Below are 19,252 nucleotides of genomic sequence, written 5' to 3' on the forward strand. Positions count from 1 at the left end.
GGGTTTGGGGTTGGCGAGCTAACGTCGTGTTCGTGACTAGTGCACCTGTTGAGCTTCCCCGGAACGTTGGCGAGCTTCGGGCCGCCGGATACGTTCCCCGTTCGATCAAGGCTGAGATCCGCGACAATCTGCTGACCGAGTTGCGCGCTGGGCGTGACCCTTGGCCGGGGATCGTCGGGTTCTCCCGGACTGTTATCCCTCAGTTGGAGCGTGCCCTGCTGGCCGGGCACGACGTAGTACTGCTCGGTGAGCGCGGCCAGGGCAAGACCCGCCTGCTCCGCACGCTGGTCGGGCTGCTGGACGAATGGACGCCCGTGATCGAGGGAGCGGAGCTGCCCGAGCATCCGCTCGATCCGATCACCCCGGCGTCGAAGCGAAGGGCGGCTGAACTCGGTGACGAGCTGCCTGTCGCGTGGTTGCACCGCAGCCTCCGGTACGCCGAGAAGCTGGCCACGCCGGACACCTCGGTCGGCGACCTGATCGGCGACGTCGACCCCGTGAAGGTCGCCGAGGGCCGCAGCCTGGGCGACCCCGAGACGATTCACTTCGGCCTGGTCCCGCGGGCGCACCGCGGGATCGTCGCCATCAACGAGCTGCCCGACCTGGCCGAGCGGATCCAGGTCGCGTTGCTGAACGTGATGGAGGAGCGCGACATCCAGGTCCGCGGGTACACGCTGCGGCTCCCGCTCGACGTGTTGCTGGTGGCAACGGCCAACCCGGAGGACTACACCAACCGCGGCCGCATCATCACCCCGCTGAAGGACCGCTTCGGCGCGGAGGTGCGGACCCACTACCCGCTCGACATCGACGCCGAGGTCGAGGTCGTACGGCAGGAGAGCCACCTGACCGCGGAGGTCGGGGAGCCGCTGCTGGAGGTGCTCGCACGGTTCGTACGGCATCTGCGTGAGTCGAACGCGATCGACCAGCGCTCGGGTGTGTCAGCCCGGTTCGCGGTCGCCGCGGCCGAAACGGTTGCTGCTGCCGCACTCAGGAGAAGCGCGATCACCGGCGAAGAGCCAGCCGTCGCGCGACCTGTCGACCTTGAGGCCGTTCCGGCCGTACTGCGGGGCAAGCTGGAGTTCGAGCCTGGTGAGGAAGGACGCGAGACCGAGCTGCTCGAGTACCTGCTGCGCAGATCCGTCGCCGACACCGCGCGCGAACGCTTCGCCGGACTCGATCTCACCCCGCTCGCGAATGCGGTTGCCGACGGCCACCTTGTGACCACCGGTGAGCGGATCCCCGGACGCGACGTACTGGCTGCTCTGCCTGAGCTTCCGGTGCTGCACGATGTCGCAGCCAGGGCCGGTGTGGAGCCGAACGATTCGCCAGGCCGGATCGCGGCCGCGGTCGAGCTCGCCCTGGAGGCGCTCTACCTGTCCAAGCGATTGGCCAAGGACGCCGACGACGACACGACCGTCTACGGGGTCTGACGATGACGTCGGCACTACCGGAAGGCTGGTCGTACGGACCCTGGCACGAAGGGCCGGATCCGCTGGCCGCGCCGGTGGATCTCCGCGACGCCCTGGACGAGATCGGCCGGGACGTGATGGCCGGCTCGTCGCCGCGGTCCGCGCTGGAGGAGATGCTCCGGCGCGGTACCCGCAACACCCAGGGTCTCGACGACCTGACCCGCAGACTGTGGGAACGCCGCCGCGAGATCGAGCAACGGCACAACCTCGACGGCACGCTGCGCGATGTGCAGCGGTTGCTGGACGAGGCGCTTGCGGCTGAGCTACACGATCTGTTCCCGAACCCGTCCGACGATGCCCGGTTCAAGGAGCTGCAGCTCGATGCGCTCCCATCCGGTACGGCGGCCGCCGTACGGGAGCTGGCGAACTACGAATGGGAGTCGTCGGAGGCTCGGCAGAAGTACGAGCAGATCCGTGAGTTGCTCGGCAAGGAGTTGCTCGGGTCGCGGTTCGAGGGCATGAAGGAGGCGCTGGAGAACACGACGCCGGAGGACATCGAGCGGATCAACGAGATGCTCGCCGACCTCAATTCGCTGCTCGCGGCGCATGCGCAAGGGCAGCCGCAGATCGATCAGTTGTTCGCCGAGTTCATGGCCAAGCACGGCGAGTACTTCCCGGAGAACCCACGTAACGTCGACGAGCTGATCGACGTACTGGCAGCCCGTGCCGCCGCGGCGCAACGGATGCTCAACTCGATGACTGCCGAGCAGCGGGCCGAGCTGGCTCAGCTTTCGCAGCAGGCGTTCGGCAATCCGCAACTCGCCCAGCAGTTGGCGAATCTCGATGCGCAGTTGCAGGCGTTGCGCCCTGGCGAGGACTGGACCGGGTCCGAACAGCTGAGCGGCGACGACCCGCTCGGGCTGGCCGATGGCGCTCGGGCGATGTCTGATCTGGCCGAGCTGGATGCGTTGGCCGAGCAGCTGGCCCAGTCGTATCCGGGTGCCCGGCTGGAGGACATCGATCTCGACGCGTTGACTCGCCAGCTCGGCGATGAGGCGACGGTCGACGCTCGGCGGTTGTCCGAGCTGGAGCGGCAGTTGCGTGACCAGGGATTGCTGGAACGCGCTCCCGACGGCTCGCTGCAGTTGTCACCGAAGGCGCTACGGCAGCTGGGTCAGACGGCGTTGTCCGACGTACTGCGTACTGCGCGCGGCCAGTCGGGTGAGCGAGACGCGGCCGCGGCCGGAGCAGCCGGCGAACTGGCCGGGTCGACCCGGCCTTGGCAGTTCGGCGATACCCAGTCGTGGGACGTGTCCCGCACGGTTCGCAACGCCGTACTCCGTACTGCGGGTGGCGGCCGAGGTGGTTCGGTCAAGCTGGACGTGGCCGATGTGGAGATCGCCGAGACCGAGCACCGGGCGCGAGCCGCTGTCGCGCTGCTGGTGGACACCTCGTGGTCGATGGTGCAGGAGGGCCGCTGGCTGCCGATGAAGCGGACCGCGCTCGCGTTGCACCAGCTGATCTCGACCCGCTATCGCAACGACGCACTTCAGCTGATCACCTTCGGCCGGTACGCCGGGGTGGTGGAGTTGCCGCAGCTCATCGGGATGGAAGGCACCTGGGAGCAGGGCACGAACGCGCACCACGCGCTCCTCCTCGCCGGCCGCCATCTCCGCCGCCACCCGGACGCCCAACCGGTCGTCCTGATGGTCACCGACGGAGAACCAACCGCCCACCTCGAACCCGACGGCACCGCCGAGTTCGACTACCCACCCCGCCCGGCAACCTTGCGCAAAACTGTCGCCGAGGTAGACCGCCTGGCCAAACTAGGCGCCTCCCTCACAGTCTTCCGCCTAGGCGACGACCCCCGCCTCAACGCCTTCGTAGACCTCTTGGCGAGGCGATCCGGCGGCAGGGTGCTGGCCCCTGACGCCGACGGCCTCGGCGCCGCCGTAGTAGGCGACTACCTACGCACCCGTCGAAGGCTCTAGGCCGTAGTTCGTAGTACCGGAAGCAGGCGGGTTCCCATCTCGAAGGTGGGCACCCGCCTGCTTTTGCGTTTCCTCGGGAAAACCTGGGTTTGTCCTGCGTTGTCAATGAGGTAAGGGTTTTCCGCCCCTGCTCATGTGGGCAGAGTCACCTTCTCAATGTGAGACCAGTGTGCAACTGGACTGTTTTTCTGCCTTACTCTGAAAAGACGTCCAGCGCCATCGGAGTCGTCGGGCCAGCGGTCACCACGCCGCGACCTGCCGCGAACAGTCGCCGCCCACACCTCAGGGAGTCACCGTGCCGAAACTCGTCTACGACTTCGCCGAAGGCAACAAGGACATGAAAGAACTTCTCGGTGGCAAGGGGGCCAACCTCGCCGAGATGACCAACCTGGGACTGCCCGTGCCGCCCGGTTTCACCATCTCCGCCGACGCCTGCAAGGTCTTCCTGAAGACCGGTTCGGTCCCGGCCGAGCTCGCCGACGAGATCGACCACCACGTCGCGGAACTCGAGCAGAAGATGGGCAAGAAGCTCGGCCAGGCCGACGACCCGCTGCTGGTCTCGGTCCGTTCCGGCGCCGCCGTGTCGATGCCCGGCATGATGGAGACGGTCCTGAACGTCGGCCTCAACGACGACTCCGTGAACGGCCTGGCGCACCACTCCGGCAACCCCCGGTTCGCCTGGGACGCCTACCGCCGGCTGATCCAGATGTTCGGCAAGACCGTGCTCGGGATGGAAGGCGACGTCTTCGAGGACGCGATCGAGGCGGCCAAGCAGGCGAAGGGCACCAAGAACGACCTGGACCTGGACGCGAACGACCTGAAGGCACTGGTCGAGAACTTCAAGGCCGCCGTCCACGAGCACACCGGCCGTGAGTTCCCGCAGGAGCCGCGCGCCCAGATGGACCTCGCGATCGAGGCCGTCTTCGGCTCCTGGAACTCCGGGCGCGCCATCCTGTACCGCCGCCAGGAGCGGATCGCCACCGACCTCGGCACGGGGGTGAACATCTGCTCGATGGTGTTCGGCAACCTCGGGATGGACTCCGGCACCGGCGTCGCGTTCACCCGCGACCCGGCCAGCGGCCAGCCCGGTGTGTACGGCGACTACCTGCAGAACGCGCAAGGCGAAGACGTCGTGGCGGGTATCCGCAACACGGTCCCGCTGGCCGATCTCGAGACGATCGACAAGACGTCGTACGACGAACTGATGGCGATCATGGCCAAGTTGGAGGGCCATTACCGCGACCTGTGCGACATCGAGTTCACCGTCGAACGCGGCAAGCTCTGGATGCTGCAGACCCGCGTCGGCAAGCGCACCGCGGGCGCCGCGTTCCGGATCGCCACCAGCCTGGTCGACGAAGGCGTGATCGACATCGACGAGGCGCTCCGCCGCGTCAATGGTGCCCAGCTCGCCCAGCTGATGTTCCCCCGGTTCGACTCCGAAGCCGGAAAAGAGCTGCTGACAAAGGCGATCGGTGCCTCACCGGGTGCCGCCTCCGGCAAGGTGGTGTTCACCTCCGCGGCCGCGGTCGAGGCAGCCGGCAAGGGCGAGAAGGTCATCCTCGTACGGCGTGAGACGAACCCGGACGACCTGCACGGCATGATCGCCGCCCAGGGTGTCCTGACCAGCCGCGGCGGCAAGACCTCGCACGCGGCGGTCGTTGCCCGAGGGATGGGAAAGACGTGTGTCTGTGGGGCCGAGGACCTCGACGTGAATGTTTCCGCCGGCAAGATCACGGTCAAGGGCAAGACGGTCGAGGCCGGCGAGGTGATCTCCATCGACGGCACCACCGGCGAGGTCTTCCTCGGTGAGGTCCCGGTCGTCCCGTCACCGGTCGTCGAGTACTTCGAGGGCAAGCTCGCGGCCGACTCCGGCGACGAGCTGGTCGCCGCCGTGCACAGGTTGATCAGCCACGCCGACGACGTACGGCGACTCGACGTACGGACCAACGCGGACACCGGTGACGATGCGGCCCGGGCGCGCCGATTCGGTGCTCAGGGCATCGGTCTCTGCCGGACCGAGCACATGTTCCTGGGGGAGCGGCGCGAAGCCGTCGAGCGGCTGATCCTGGCCGAGGACGCGACCGAGCGCGACGCGGCCCTCGCAGTACTGGAGCCCTTGCAGCGTGGGGATTTCGTCGAGCTGCTGGACGCGATGGACGGGCTGCCCGTGACGATCCGCCTGATCGACCCGCCGTTGCACGAGTTCCTGCCGCCGCTGACGGAGCTGGCCGTCAAGGTCGCGTTGGCGAAGGAGCGTGGTGAAGACCCGGGGCGGGACGCGACGTTGCTCGCGGCGGTCGAGCGGCTGCACGAGCAGAACCCGATGCTCGGTCTGCGCGGGGTCCGGCTCGGACTGGTGATCCCCGGGCTGTTCGCGATGCAGGTGCGCGCGATCGCTGCCGCCGCGGCCGATCTCAAGAAGCAGGGCAAGGACCCACGCCCGGAGATCATGATCCCGCTCGTCGGCGCGGTCCAGGAGTTGCAGCTCGCCCGCGACGAGGTGGAGGGCGTACTGCGCGACATCGCCGAGGCCGAAGGCGTCGAGTGGAGCACCCCGATCGGCACGATGATCGAGCTGCCGCGGGCGGCGCTGACCTCGGACCAGATCGCCGAGGCGGCCGAGTTCTTCTCCTTCGGTACCAATGACCTGACCCAGATGACGTGGGGCTTCAGCCGCGACGACGTCGAGGGCTCGTTCTTCTCCAGGTATCTGGAGAAGGGTGTCTTCGCGGTGTCGCCGTTCGAGTCGATCGACCGCGAGGGCGTCGGCGCGCTGGTCCGGATGGGGGCCGAACGTGGCCGCTCCACCCGCCCCGACCTGAAGCTGGGTGTCTGCGGCGAGCATGGTGGAGACCCCGACAGCATCCACTTCTTCCACGAGGTCGGCCTCGACTACGTGTCCTGCTCGCCGTTCCGCATCCCGGTCGCCCGCCTGGAAGCAGGCCGCGCCACCCTGCGCTGAAAATCAGGATGCGCTTCGCCCGGCAGGTACTAGTGCCCCGTGTCGGAAGTTCCGTTGCGCTACCGGCGCCCAGGCACGCACCTCGCGGCAGCGGAGCACGCACCTGATCACCGCTATCGCTAACGGAACTTCCGACACGGGGCACTAGCCTGCCGGGATGGGCCGACTGGAGTTGCGGAAGACGTTCGGGGAAGACGCGGAGCTGTACGACCGGGTGCGGCCGACCTACCCACCCGGTCTGTACGACGACCTGACCGCGTTGCTTGGGAACACCGACCGGCCGCGGGTGCTGGAGATCGGCTGCGGAACCGGTCAGGCGACCCGGCCGATGCTGGAGCGCGGCTGGTCGGTGAAGGCGGTCGAGCTGAGCCCGGAGCTGAGCGGAGTCGCGCGGGCGAACCTGCCGGGGCTCGAGGTGATCACGACCGACTTCGACGTCTGGCCGCTGCCGGCCGAGAAGTTCGACCTGGTCATCTCGGCGACCGCCTTCCACTGGCTCGACCCGGAGACGCGGGTGATCAAGTCGGCAGACGCGCTGCGACCCGGCGGAGTACTCGCAGTGGTGTCGACGCATCACGTCGCCGGTCGCGACCCGTTCTTCGGCGAGGTCCAGGAGTGCTACCAGCAGTTCATGCCGGGGACGGACAAGGAAGAGAAGTTGCTGGCGCCGGACGAGGTGCCGGCGGACTCGTCGGAGATCGACGCATCGGGGCGCTTCGGGCCGGTGGAGTTCCGCCGCTATGTCTGGGACCAGACCTACACGACGGCCGAATACCTCGATCTGCTCAATTCTTATTCCGGTCATCGAGCCTTGACAACGGTGGCACGTGACCGACTGTACGACTGTATCGGGGCTCGCATCGAGGCGGCCGGGGGTTCGGTCACGAAGAGTTACCTGACCCAACTAAGCGCAGCAAATTGCCTTAACCAACCTCTTGCATCCAGTTGATCCGCTGGTCCAAGATGTCGGAGCGGGAAGGGCGATCACCGTCGACTTTCGGGTCTGACCTGAACCAGCCGCTGTGGCGGCTCGTGACGCCCTTCCCGCACCAAATCCCCTTGTGGGATTGCGATTCCGGCCGGTCTTATAAGGTCGGGGTATGGCTACCTTCGCGCTCCAGCTGAAGTTCACCGATCCCGAACGCCGGATGGAGGTCCGCCCGGCGCACCGCGACTACCTGGCCGCGCTGAACGAAGCCGGCAAACTCGTCGCCGCCGGCCCGTTCGCCGACCAAACCGGCGCCCTGCTCATCTACAACGTCGCCGACGAGGCCGAACTGCGCGACATCCTCGCCAAGGACCCGTACACGACAGCAGACGTCTACGAGATCGTCACCCTGACCGAGTGGTCGATGCTCTACCCGATCACGGACTAACAGCAAAGCCATAGATTGACGTAATGATTACGTCAATCTATGATTACCTGCATGCTGTACCCCACTCCTGGGCTCACTCCTGACGATCATCGCGTGCTCGACGACGTCGAGCGCATGCGCGATGCACTTCGGCATCAGGTGCACGAGAGCCCCTCGAAATGGACCGACGGCCTGCGGAAGTTCCTCACCGCGGATGCGGTGGCGGCGTCCAACTCCATCGAGGGTTTCAAGGTGGCAACGGTCGACGTACAGGACCTGATGGAGGGCGAGCGCGACGTCGACGTCTCGGAGGAGAACCGCGCGGAGACCCTCGCCTACCAGCGAATGATGTCGTACATCCAAACCCTCCACGAGGCCGACGACTTCAGCTACGGCAAGGGTTTGCTCAATGCCCTGCATTGGATGCTGCAGGGTCACCGGCACGGCCCCCGCAAGCCCGCGGGCCAATGGCGTCGGGGCCCGGTCTATGTCACGGATGCCCGCGATCCCAGCATCGCCGCGTACACCGCACCCGATGCCGAACAGGTACCCGGGCTGATGCAGGAACTCATCGATTGGCTCAATGCCGGGGACGACGCCCACCCCCTGGTGCGAGCCGCGATGGCCCATCTGCACCTGGTGTCGATCCATCCCTGGGCCGACGGCAACGGGCGGATGTCCCGCTCACTGCAAACACTCATGATCGCCAGGGAAGGCGTTCTCGCGCCTGAATTCTCTTCGATCGAGAGCTGGCTGGGTCGCCCGGGCAACACCTGGGACTACTACCGCGAGCTGAACAGTCGTGGCAGCGAATACCTCCCCGACCAGGACGTCTCCAGTTGGATGCGCTTCAACCTCACGGCGTACCACCAGCAGGCTCAGGCAGTCCAAGGCCGCCTTGACCGGTCCGGACGGGTCTGGGAGGCGCTCGCCGACCATGCCCGGAGTGCCGGACTGGACGAGCGGGTTGTGACTGCCTTGCACGACGTGGCGATGGCGGGCCGTGTCCGGCGCTCCCGCTACGAACAAGCCGAAGGCCTCAATATGCAGCAGGCTCAACGCGATCTCCGTGACCTCGTCACAGCCCAGCTACTACAGCCCGTCGGGCGTACCCGCGCTCGCTACTACACCCCAGGTTCCCGCTTCCCCGAGTCGGCGTTGGGGATGGCGACTACGCCGATGGCGCTCGTCGATCCGTACGCCGGGATGCTCGGATAGTCGGTCAGGCTTCGGTGGGTTCCAGGTTCAGGTGGTCCACGTAGGCCCAGAGCCAGGAGAGGGGGGCCAGGACGAGTTCCGGCTCGCCGGCGTCGTCGGCTACGAAGAGCATGGAGCCTTCGCCGTGGCTGATGTCTTCGCAGACCGCGTCGCAGAGTTCGAGTGCGGCCTCGAAGGGGACCACGTCGGGCCCGTCCTCGGAGAGCGGGCGGGGGAGTGGCAGGACCGGCGCCTCGTCGGTGCCGTTCAGATCTACTGACACCTGCTGCAGCGCCTCGTACAGGTCGTACGAGATCAGCCCGGCCAGCGGGTGCCCGTCGATGCCGATCAGGTACGGGTCGTCCGCACCGTCCCGGAAGTTGTCCCGTACTTCGGGGAGCGCGGCGGCCAGATCCGCGAGCTCGACGTACGGCGCCTCGGACGGCTCGACCTCGTTGCTCTCCTCGTCGCCCATGCCGCCACTGCGCATCCGGTCGAACGAGTGCAGCAGGTCGACCAGCTCGTCGTACGCGCCGCCACCGGGAGCCGCCTGCGAGCGCTGCTCCAGGTCGCGCAGGTGCTCGACCAAGTCGTCCTCGAAGTGCAGGTCGTACCGCGGCAGGCCTGGCTCGCGGGCCGGCGTTGATCCGCGCGACGATCTGGGTAGAGACCGGTCCGAGCCGCTCGGCCAGCACCTCCAGCGGCGTGGTCGGCTTCTCCTCCTCGTCGTGCGCGCAGGAGTCGTCGTCGCCCTTGCCTTCGCTCTCCATCGCGAGCAGCACCGAGAAGGCCGGGAAGGCGATCAGCGCCGCGGTCGCCATCGGCCCGTCGCCGATCAGCATCAGCGGGTTCCCGCCCGCCTCTGTCCGGCGCAGATGATCGGGCAGCAGAACGGCGGCCTGCTCCACGTTGACCTGACTCGCCAGTGAGGACAGTCCGTGGTCGGTGTCGACGCCGAGTTGCTCGACCAGCGTCTCGGAGCTCATGTCGAAGGTGGAGCGCAGGTAGTAGCGCAGCCAGCCCGCGTCAACGGGGTTGCCGAGCAGTTCGGCGATCCGGCCACGGAAGTCGGCGAGGTCCGCGATCGCCAGCACGACCAGCACCGGCTGGTCGCCGTCGCCGATCACCAGCGGCCTGGTGTCGCCGTTCTGGAAGCCGTCGATGACCTGGTGCAGGCCCTCCGCGGCTGCCTCCAGCGGCCATGACTCCGCCTCGAACTCGGTCACACCTGCGGCGGTGTTGACGTCGTCGGGCATCTACTGGTCCTCTCCGGTGGCGGCGGCGGGGTGGCGCTAACTGTAAAGGTCGCGAGAGCCGACTGGGGCGGCGCCTCGGTGGGTCGTGACTTTGGCTACGCTGTGAGCGGTGGGTCGGCGCAGCGGTATCTCACATGTGAGATAAGGTCCGGCGCATGACTGACGACTACCTCGCCCGGATCGGCAATCTCATCCGGGACGCCCGGAAACACCGCGGTTGGACCCAGACTCAGCTCGCCGACGTTCTCGGCACGAGTCAAAGTGCGGTGAACCGGATCGAAAAGGGTCATCAGAACCTCACTCTCGAGATGCTCGCCCGGATCGGCGAAGCGCTCGATTCAGAGATTGTCTCTCTCGGTGGCGGTCCGGTCCACCTCCGTGTCGTCGGTGGCCGTGAATTGTCCGGTTCCATCGATGTGAAGTCTTCCAAGAACGCCGGCGTCGCGCTGCTTTGCGCCAGTCTGCTGAACAAGGGCCGCACCACACTGCGCAAGGTGGCCCGGATCGAAGAGGTCAACCGGCTGCTCGAAGTACTGAACTCGATCGGCGTCAAGACCACCTGGCTGAACGACGCCGGCGATCTGGAGATCGTCCCGCCGGAGCACCTCAACCTGTCCGGGATGGATGCCGAAGCGGCCCGGCGTACCCGCAGTATCATCATGTTCCTCGGCCCGCTGATGCATCGCGAGGACACCTTCCAGCTCCCGTACGCCGGCGGCTGCGACCTCGGCACCCGGACGGTCGAGCCGCACATGTCGGCACTGCGGCCGTTCGGTCTGGAGATCAAGGCGACCGCCGGTGAGTACCACGCGCTGGTCAACCGGGCGATCTCGCCGGCCAAGCCGATCGTGCTGACCGAGCGCGGCGACACCGTGACCGAGAACGCGATCATGGCCGCCGCCCGGCACGACGGCGTCACGGTGATCCGCAACGCGAGCTCGAACTACATGGTCCAGGACCTCTGCTTCTACCTCGACCTGCTCGGCGTGAAGATCGACGGCGTCGGCAGCACCACGCTGACCGTGCACGGCAAGCCGGAGATCGACGTCGACGTCGACTACGCGCCGTCCGAGGACCCGATCGAGGCGATGAGCCTGCTCACCGCCGCGATCGTGACCAGCTCCGAGATCACCATCCGCCGCGCGCCGGTGGAGTTCCTCGAGATCGAGCTGGCGCTGCTGGAGGAGATGGGCCTGGACTACAGCCGCTCCGAGGAGTACCTGGCCGAGAACGGCCGGACCCGGCTGGTCGACCTGACCACCCGGCCGTCCACGCTGCACGCGCCGATCGACAAGATCCACCCGATGCCGTTCCCGGGCCTGAATATCGACAACCTGCCGTTCTTCGCCGTGATCGCGGCGTCGGCGACCGGTCAGACGCTGATCCACGACTGGGTCTACGAGAACCGCGCGATCTACCTGACCGACCTGAACAAGCTCGGCGGCCGGGTCAAGCTGCTCGACCCGCACCGGGTGATGGTCGAGGGCCCGACGCACTGGTCCGGCGCCGAGATCATGTGCCCGCCGGCGCTCCGGCCTGCTGTCGTCACGCTGATCGCGATGATGGCCGCGAAGGGCACCTCGGTCCTGCGCAGCGTCTACGTGATCAACCGCGGCTACGAAGACCTGGCCACCCGGCTCAACTCGTTAGGCGCCCAGATCGAGACGTTCCGCGACATCTGAGTCAGCAATAGCGGAGCCCTCCGCGATGAAGGCGACGGCCTCGGTGATCACGTCAGGATCGATCATGATCCGGCGGTGACCGAGGCCTTTCGTCTGCAGGAAGCGCGCTTTCGGTCCGTACTGCGTCAGTAGCAGCTCCGCCTGTGCGGGATCCACCACGTCGTCCTCGTCGTTGTGGATCACCAGCAGGTCGAGGTCGTCCGATCCCACCGAGAATCTCGTCCAGACGTCGGCGATGCCCGGGAAGTAGTGGCGCTCGATCGCCTTGCGCAGCTCCTGATTGGTCGCCGGGCCGAGTCCTAGTTCGCGGCAGAATCCGTCGGTGAGGTAGCCGAAATCGGCGACGCCGCTAACGGTCACGAGTCGCTTGGCCACGACGCCCTCGCGTACGGCGTACAGGGCGAACGGGACGCCGAGGGAGTGCGCGATGACGCCTTCGAAGGGGCCGTGCTTGGCGGCGATTGCCTGGACGATCCGCTGGTGGTCGAGGATCGAACTCGCGACCCGGCCGCCAGCCGAGTCGCCGTGGGCGGGCGCGTCGTACGAGACCGGGCTGTAGCCGAGTTCGAGCAGCCGTTCGACGTACGCGGTGAAGCGGGAAGCGCGCGAGCGCCAGCCGTGCACGAGGAGGACCGGCCGGACGCCGTCGCCCCATGTGTAGGTGACGACGCCGTCGACGACCTCGATCGTCGCGGCGGCGTGGATCGCGCGCTCGGTCTCGCGGACCTTGCCGCGCCTCAACGGCCGCCGCCACAGTGCGAAGGTCAGCCGCCCGGCCAGCTTGGGCGAGATCGCCTCGGCCACCCGCAGTACCGCTCGCATCGTCGTGAGGATCATGCGCCACTCCATTTCGGGTCGCGGCCGACGAGGCCGAGCAGCCGCTCGCTCGCCGGCGCATCAGGATCGGTCGGTACAACGGGCGCGAACACGCCGTCGTCGGGCCGTTCGGCCGGGATCAGGGTGCCGAGCCGGAGCGCGATCTCCGCGAGGTCCTCCGGGATCGGGTTCGGCCGGCCGATCGACCGCGCCACGTCCCACCCGTGCACCAGGTAGTCGACGAAGTGCATCGCCACCGCGACCCGGCCCGGGAAGGTCCCGAACTCGCGAACCTCCACCGGCAGATCCAGCACCGCGTCATCCGCGTACGCCGCCCCGACGGCCTCGCTCGTCGCCCCGAACCGCGCCAACGTGATCTCATCCGGCGGCCCAGGTCGCCACATCCCCAACCCGAACCGCACGGCGTCGCCTTTCTGCGCGCTTCGGCTCGCCGCCACGGCGATGGTGGCGAAGCCGCGGTTCTCGGCCACCAGGTGGGCGATGAGTTCGCCCAGATTCCACTTCGCACATGGGGTCGGAAGGTCCAGCTGGTTCGGCCGCACCAGCTCGACGGCGCTCCGGCAGAGGTCGGTCGCTGCCCGATCCTCCGCACGCAGATCGAGGTCACTCAGCAGTGATGCCATGGCAGCTCCGTCTCGCCGGTATCCAAACTATACGAACGATCGTATTATTAGTTTATGAAGTGGTTCCGGTCAAGTGAGATCCCAGTAGGCTGGCGGCCAGAGCCGGCAGAGGAGGTGGCGATGGAACTGGAGACCGACCCCGCGACCGACACGGCGACCGGGACGCGGACCGATGGGCGACTGGTCCGTGGCGACCAGACCCGCCGGGCGGTACTACGACGCGCGGTCGACATCGCCTCCGTCGACGGCCTCGAGGGGCTGTCCATCGGCCGGCTCGCCGGTGAGCTGGAGATCAGCAAGAGTGGTCTGTTCGCACACTTCGGCTCGAAGGAAGAGTTGCAGCTGGCAACGATCCGCGCGGCCCGCCGGATCTACCACGATGCCGTCGTCGCGCCGGCCTTGGCCGTCGAGCCGGGCCTCGGTCGACTCTGGCGACTCTGCGAATGCTGGCTGGACTACTCCGAGCAGCGGGTCTTCCCGGGCGGCTGCTTCTTCGCCAGGGTCACGCACGAATTCGGTGCGCGCTCCGGCCCGGTCCACGACTCTCTAGTCTCGGTGGACCACGAGTGGATCGGCCTGATCGAGCAGTGCGTCCTGGAGGCTCGTGACTGGGGTCAATTGACTGCGGACCCGGCCCAACTGGCGTTCGAGCTGAACGCCTACCTGGAATCGGCGAACCTGGCGTCCCTGCTCCGCGACGACGTCACCACCGTCTTCGGCAAGGCCCGTCAGTCCGTCCGCACCCGCCTCGAACTCTCCGCCACCCCAGGCACCCCGCAGCCCTGGGCCTGACCGTCGAGCGGTAGATCCCGGACTCGCCTGATGGGGGAGAAGATCAGGATCAGGCCGGCCAGCGGGACCCCCACGGTACTGATCCACAGGGCGGTCCGGAGATCGAACGCAGTACCGAGCACGCCGCCGAGGGCGGACCCCAGCGGGATCGTGCCGAGGTTGACGAAGGACCCGGTCGCGGCGAGGCGGCCGCGGAACTCAGGCGCGCAGTACTCCTGCTGGAAGGTCGACTTGATCACGTTGCCCGCGACCACGCCGGCGCCGACGCAGAAGCCGCCGGTCAGATACAGCAGTACGCCGTACCCGCGGGTGGTGAGCGGGATCAGCAGCGCCGCGGCCGGCAGCACCAGTTCGAAAAACAAGGTGGCGCGCGCGGTGCCGATCCGGTCGGCGACCCGACGGGCGGCAAACGCTCCCAGGACGCCACCCGCGCTCGCGCCGGCGATCAGACCGCCGACCGTGCTCGCGCCGACACCGACCTCGCGGATCAGAAACACCACGATGATCGACTGGTAGCCCATCAGGGCGAGGTTCGAGGTGGCGCCGAAGACGATGAGCGTCCGGAGCCAGACATCGGCGCCGACCAATTGGATGCCCTGGGCAACATCACGGACGAGCGACTGCTCCGGCGGCGCGGGCTGCCGGGTCTCGCGGTAGTGGATCGCCGCGATGCAGGCGAAGGAGGCGACGAAGGTCAGGGCGTCGATCACCAGGCCGTTGACCGCACCGAAGAGTTGTACGGCGAGGCCGCCGCAGCCGAGGCCGGCGATCTGCGCGGCCGACGCGCTGCCCTGCAGTTTCGCGTTCCCTTCGGCGCGATCGGATGCCGTCACCAGGTTCGGCAGGTAGGCGGTGTAGGCCGTTTGGAAGAAGACCGCCGCGATGCCCGTCAGGAATGCGATCATGAACAGCAGTTGCAGTGACAGCAGACCGGCCGCGGCGGCGGCTGGTACGACGGCGAGCAAGACCGCTGAGAGTGCTGCTGAGATGAGCATGATCGGGCGGTGGGGGAGTCGATCGACCCACGCGCCGGCCGGAAGGCCGATCAATAACCAGGGCAGCCAGACCGTCGCGCCGAGGAGACCGATCGCGAGAGTGCTGGCCTGCAAGGTCGTCACGGCGATGAGCGGCAGCACCACGGTGGTGACGGAGCTGCCGAACTTGCTCGTCGTCTCGCCGATCCAGAGCAGCCGGAAGTCCCGATGCCGTAGCAGCAGGCTGTTCATCCGGTCGGGCGCCTCGGGAACGACTGGATCTGTACGACGACGGGCAGCGCGTCGGCAGGCGTCTCGGTGTCGGCAGGTTGCCCGTCGGCTCGTTGAGCATCGGCCGCTCGGGTGTCGGCTGCCGCCTTATGACGGTTGATGACCTCGCCGAGTTCGGCGTTCAGGGCGCGGAGCTGGGTCTTGGTCAGCCGGAGATCCCGCCAGTCGGAGATCTCGGACGCGTGCTGCCATTCGCCATCCCAGTCCTCGTCGACGAAGTTCTGCACGCGATCGAAGTACAGCTGGACGAGTTGGCGCAGGTAGAGCTGCAGTGAGCCCTTCGTCTCCGGATCATCGACGAAGTCGGCCTGGTTCAGGATCGTCTGCCTGGGCACGGCCCGCCACCAGCGCTCCCGTTTGGTCCCGCGCTCGACGTCCTCCTCGATGTATCCGTGCTCGGCGAGCAGCCGCAGGTGCCAACTGATCGTGCCGGTGCTCTCACCCAGCCGGGACGAAAGCGTGGTGGAAGTCGCCGGCCCGTCGAGCTGCAGGACCTCCAGGATCGTCATCCGCAACGGATGCGCCAGTCCACGCAGGCTGCGGGCGTCGATGCGCCTCGGTTGCTCCATGGGCTCTAAGGTAACTTGCAGAGAAATCTCTGCAAAGGGTTCTTGGTAAATATTTCTGTCGGTGGGCTTCTCTAGCGTTCTCGGCATGAGGTGGTTGTGGCGGTGAGGCCACATGTGGTGGCTCAGGTGGCTGTGTCGGTGGACGGCGTGACGAGTGGTTTCGCCGTCGATCAGGCACGGTTCTACGCGTTGGCGACGCTGTGGCAGGAGGACGTGACGCTGATCGGTGCCGACACGATCCTGGCGGAGGAGCACAGTCTGCGAGCCACCCAACAACGCGCCGTACGAGCGGCCGGGCCATTGCTCGCGGTCGTTGACAGCAGGGCCCGCGTCCGCGAGTGGGAGTCATTGCGCGGCCTCGGTCACTGGTCCGACGTACTCGCCTTGTACGCCGACCAGACCCCCGCGCGCCCCCTCGACAGCGTGACCCCAGAGCTCGTCACCGGCTACGACCGCGTCGATCTCACCGAGGCTTTGGACCTCCTCGGTTCGCAGTACGACGCGAAGGTCGTCCGCGTCGACAGCACCGGCCGCCTACTGACAGCACTACTCGAGCTCGACCTGATCGACGAGCTCGCGCTGCTGATGCATCCGGTGGTCGTCGGCAACGGGCAGCGTTGGGATCCGGCCGAGCACTACCGCCTTTCCCTCGCCAACGCCGAGGAGTTCGAGGGGGGCGTCCTCTGGCTCCGCTACTGCATCTCCGGCCTAGTTGAGTAAAGCCCCGAGGCCGGCGAGTACCTGCTCGGCGAGTTCGCTGGGAGCGCCGCTCCGGACCTGGTCGATCAGACCGATGAGGGCAAGCACCAGCGGACCGGCGTACGCGACGCGTTGCCGGACGGTCTGGATCCGGTACAGGTCGATCAGCCGCCGCCAGGATCCGCCGGCCGCCGTCATTGTCATCAGGTCGTACGCGAGCCCGAGCGCGATCAAGAAGACGAAGGTCTGCAGGGCGACGTAAAGCCAGGGACCGTTCGACGGGATGCCGAGCCAGCGAGCCGTGAGGTCGGCAAGCGCCGCCCCGACCGACCAGGCGAGGCCGATCGCTGCACCCTTGCCCGCGCCCGTCCTGGTCGGGAGCCGGCGGTAGATCGCGCCGAACGCGAACGCGAGACCGATCCAGCGGCCGAACTCACCGAGGATGTCGACGATCAGATAGAGCACGCCGTTGTAGGGCAGGCGGGACGGCAACGTCTGGAGTGCGTTCCAGACGTAGAAGCCGACCGGGATCGTGGACAGCAAGGCTCCGATCCACGCCGCAGTCCTCGCGTTCCTGAGCCAGCTCCCCGTTGGGCCCCGCGCGAACAACTGTTTCGCGACGTCGTCGGGATAGAACTGATGGTGTTCGGCCGCTGCCGCTTCCCAGGCGGACAGACTCGCGTCACCTTTGCTCACTTTCGTATCGACGGCAAGCAAGGCGGTTCGCGAACGCTCCGCGGCCAGGGCCCGGACCAGACGGTCGCGAGGTGACGGCGGATCCGCGGCGATCGGCTCCAGCTCTGGTCCGCGGACCAGAGCTGCCAAGGTCAGCCAGCTCAGCAACCAGACCGGGAGGCTGACTCCGGTCCACAGCAGCGTGGGAGGCGGCGCCACGATCGCGATCAAAAGGGTCAAGGCCAGTGCCTGGGCGCCGGTGATGGTCGACGGGTACGACGAGGCGACAGCCAGCCGTGTCGCGTACAGACCGAGGACCAGCAGGACGCCCGCTGACAGGACCACCCAGCCGATGTTGTTGCTCGACACGTCGGCCACGATGTCGGCGATGACCCTCGCGCGGGCGGAGGCCGCGGCGGAATCGGCGTCGGCGGCCCGCAACTGCCTGACGAGTTGATGAAGCTGACGTCCGCTGATGTCGCCGACGCTCAACGCGCTGCCGAGGATCAACGCGAACAGTGCGCCCTTGATCAAGGTCGCGCGGATCGACGGAATGCGACGGCCGAACCAGCTCGGCAGCCCGGCGACCGAGCCGGTCGGCAGTAGGTGGGTGATCGGCTGGAGCCTGGTCCCGAAGGCGATCACGCCGGCCGTCGCCGACAGCAGCAGGCCGGACGCGACGATCTCCGGGTAGATGCCGGTCGAGTTCGCGACTACTCCCGCACCGGCCGTCGCCAGGCCCATGATCGACGTGCCGATGAGGAGAGCGCGCCATCTGTCGGCGGCGAGGATCGTCACGGCCGTCCAGCTGATGGCGGTCAGGGCGCCGTTCGCGGCCCACGGTGAGACGACGTCTGTGGCCAGGCCGATCAGCAGCGCCGCGAAGGCCAGCGTCAGCCGGATCCCGTTCATCGCCTGGCCGAACCGTCGCAGTACGAGGACCGTGACGAGCAGCGCGAACAAGGCCGAGGATCCGGCCAGGAGGGTCGGCCAGTTGACCCGGAAGCGCACGGAGCCCAGTGAGATGTCGCCCAGGTCATCTGTCCGCGGCGCCTGGAAGGTGGTTCTCATGGCAAAGGGCAACGGAATCTCGACCGTGATGCTGGTCGTGGCCGGATTGTCGAGCTGCCACTGATAGCTCGTCTGCCTCTTGTCCGCGTCGGGTTGCACGGAGGTCGGCCGCGGCACGGCTGTCACGGTGGACCCGTCCTGCTGAGCGGCATCGGCGATCACCACCTCGATCGAAGTCGGGGTCGGCTTGCAGGCCAGCCTGCCGATTGCCGAACGGCACAAGGCGATGTCGAGATGGAGTACTCCCGCCTCCCGGAAGGCGACGATTGCCGGCGCGATGCGGCGGTAGACGTCCGGCGACGGCTGAGCGGGCCAGGCGCCCAACTGGATCCGGGTATCGGCATAGGACACCTGAAGCTTCCCCGCGTCGGCATCCTGGCGGTATTGCCCGACCGCGAGCTGAGGTGGTCCGAGCGTCGTGAACTGCGGGTAGTCGGGGTATTCCGCGGTCGAGCCATTGGTGAACACGCACAGCGGCACGGAATCAGGATTGGTGCGGTGCCATTGCGTTCCTGCCTCTGACAACGCGGCCGAAGCGGAGGCACGGACCTCCACCTGCTGTCCTAGCCCTTGGCCCACCGTCAGCTGTGCGGTGAGCTTGTCCACCTTGCCTGACGGCGGGCAATCGGACACCAACTGGTGAAGGCCTTCGCTGTACTGCTTCTCGTCGACCCATCCGACCGCAAGACCGATGACGATGCCGGCCAGCATGGCGGCCGCGACGATGCGTCCGACCTTCATCCGCGCGTGAACTGACTGGCCATTCGGTCCCCCCGAGTAGCGCTGCGTTTCCCCTTACGTGCTGTATCGGTGGACGCGGCCCGGTGTTACGGCCAGTGACGGTTGCGCCTTGTCAGGGGGCCGGAAAG

At 67.3% G+C, this 19,252-nt stretch carries 17 protein-coding genes; 11 read left to right on the forward strand and 6 right to left on the reverse strand.

All coding sequences use genetic code 11. The features are described from left to right. Positions 1-32 precede the first annotated feature (32 nt). From F1D05_RS32530 to F1D05_RS32555, 6 genes are all read left to right on the forward strand, one after another. A complete protein-coding gene (locus F1D05_RS32530; protein ID WP_185444170.1) occupies positions 33-1,430 on the forward strand; it encodes an ATP-binding protein in 1,398 nt (465 codons plus the stop codon). Positions 1,431-1,432: 2 nt separating this feature from the next. After that, entirely contained in the window at positions 1,433-3,400 is a 1,968-nt protein-coding gene (locus F1D05_RS32535) for a vWA domain-containing protein (protein WP_185444171.1), read from the forward strand. 295 nt (positions 3,401-3,695) lie between these two features. Next, positions 3,696-6,362, forward strand: a complete 2,667-nt coding sequence (gene ppdK / locus F1D05_RS32540) for a pyruvate, phosphate dikinase (RefSeq protein ID WP_185444172.1) — start codon at positions 3,696-3,698, stop codon at positions 6,360-6,362. A gap of 157 nt (positions 6,363-6,519) precedes the next feature. Further along, positions 6,520-7,311: a class I SAM-dependent methyltransferase gene (locus tag F1D05_RS32545; protein ID WP_185444173.1), complete on the forward strand. Its 792-nt coding sequence runs from the start codon at positions 6,520-6,522 to the stop codon at positions 7,309-7,311. A gap of 151 nt (positions 7,312-7,462) precedes the next feature. Next, the gene (locus tag F1D05_RS32550; protein WP_185444174.1) at positions 7,463-7,738 is read left to right on the forward strand and encodes a YciI family protein; all 276 of its coding nucleotides are present in this window, start codon (positions 7,463-7,465) and stop codon (positions 7,736-7,738) included. 51 nt (positions 7,739-7,789) lie between these two features. After that, positions 7,790-8,935, forward strand: coding sequence for a Fic family protein (locus F1D05_RS32555; RefSeq protein ID WP_185444175.1), 1,146 nt, complete (start codon positions 7,790-7,792; stop codon positions 8,933-8,935). Between the two features lie 4 nt (positions 8,936-8,939). Here F1D05_RS32555 and F1D05_RS41360 read toward each other — a convergent pair whose 3' ends face one another. Continuing rightward, a complete protein-coding gene (locus tag F1D05_RS41360) occupies positions 8,940-9,503 on the reverse strand; it encodes a hypothetical protein (protein ID WP_246486154.1) in 564 nt (187 codons plus the stop codon). Between the two features lie 53 nt (positions 9,504-9,556). On the opposite strand from F1D05_RS41360, the gene F1D05_RS41365 reads away from it, so the two are divergent. From F1D05_RS41365 to F1D05_RS32565, 3 genes are all read left to right on the forward strand, one after another. Next, positions 9,557-9,793, forward strand: coding sequence for a hypothetical protein (locus F1D05_RS41365; protein WP_246486155.1), 237 nt, complete (start codon positions 9,557-9,559; stop codon positions 9,791-9,793). Between the two features lie 59 nt (positions 9,794-9,852). Then, positions 9,853-10,119, forward strand: a complete 267-nt coding sequence (locus tag F1D05_RS41370) for a hypothetical protein (RefSeq protein ID WP_246486156.1) — start codon at positions 9,853-9,855, stop codon at positions 10,117-10,119. Between the two features lie 206 nt (positions 10,120-10,325). After that, the gene (locus F1D05_RS32565) at positions 10,326-11,852 is read left to right on the forward strand and encodes a helix-turn-helix domain-containing protein (protein WP_185444176.1); all 1,527 of its coding nucleotides are present in this window, start codon (positions 10,326-10,328) and stop codon (positions 11,850-11,852) included. Here F1D05_RS32565 and F1D05_RS32570 read toward each other — a convergent pair. Both F1D05_RS32570 and F1D05_RS32575 read right to left on the reverse strand, forming a co-directional pair. After that, positions 11,817-12,689: an alpha/beta hydrolase family protein gene (locus tag F1D05_RS32570; RefSeq protein WP_185444177.1), complete on the reverse strand. Its 873-nt coding sequence runs from the start codon at positions 12,687-12,689 to the stop codon at positions 11,817-11,819. The two genes, F1D05_RS32565 and F1D05_RS32570, sit on opposite strands and share 36 nt — an antisense overlap. After that, the gene (locus F1D05_RS32575; protein ID WP_185444178.1) at positions 12,686-13,312 is read right to left on the reverse strand and encodes a TIGR03086 family metal-binding protein; all 627 of its coding nucleotides are present in this window, start codon (positions 13,310-13,312) and stop codon (positions 12,686-12,688) included. Before F1D05_RS32575 ends, F1D05_RS32570 begins: the two co-directional genes overlap by 4 nt. A gap of 120 nt (positions 13,313-13,432) precedes the next feature. Here F1D05_RS32575 and F1D05_RS32580 point away from each other — a divergent pair, with 120 nt between their 5' ends. Continuing rightward, positions 13,433-14,104, forward strand: a complete 672-nt coding sequence (locus F1D05_RS32580; RefSeq protein ID WP_185444179.1) for a TetR/AcrR family transcriptional regulator — start codon at positions 13,433-13,435, stop codon at positions 14,102-14,104. On the opposite strand, the gene F1D05_RS32585 is transcribed toward F1D05_RS32580, so the two are convergent. After that, positions 14,041-15,330, reverse strand: coding sequence for an MFS transporter (locus F1D05_RS32585; RefSeq protein WP_185444180.1), 1,290 nt, complete (start codon positions 15,328-15,330; stop codon positions 14,041-14,043). The two genes, F1D05_RS32580 and F1D05_RS32585, sit on opposite strands and share 64 nt — an antisense overlap. Next, positions 15,327-15,938, reverse strand: a complete 612-nt coding sequence (locus F1D05_RS32590; RefSeq protein ID WP_185444181.1) for a winged helix-turn-helix domain-containing protein — start codon at positions 15,936-15,938, stop codon at positions 15,327-15,329. The genes F1D05_RS32585 and F1D05_RS32590 overlap by 4 nt, the downstream gene beginning before the upstream one ends. A gap of 114 nt (positions 15,939-16,052) precedes the next feature. On the opposite strand from F1D05_RS32590, the gene F1D05_RS32595 reads away from it, so the two are divergent. Then, positions 16,053-16,658, forward strand: a complete 606-nt coding sequence (locus F1D05_RS32595) for a dihydrofolate reductase family protein (RefSeq protein ID WP_281388998.1) — start codon at positions 16,053-16,055, stop codon at positions 16,656-16,658. On the opposite strand, the gene F1D05_RS32600 is transcribed toward F1D05_RS32595, so the two are convergent. Then, on the reverse strand, positions 16,647-19,124 hold the full coding sequence (locus tag F1D05_RS32600; protein WP_185444183.1) for a DUF6185 family protein: 2,478 nt from the start codon (positions 19,122-19,124) through the stop codon (positions 16,647-16,649). The two genes, F1D05_RS32595 and F1D05_RS32600, sit on opposite strands and share 12 nt — an antisense overlap. Positions 19,125-19,252: the final 128 nt, after the last annotated feature.

This window comes from Kribbella qitaiheensis, from assembly GCF_014217565.1.
GTDB lineage: Bacteria > Actinomycetota > Actinomycetes > Propionibacteriales > Kribbellaceae > Kribbella > Kribbella qitaiheensis_A.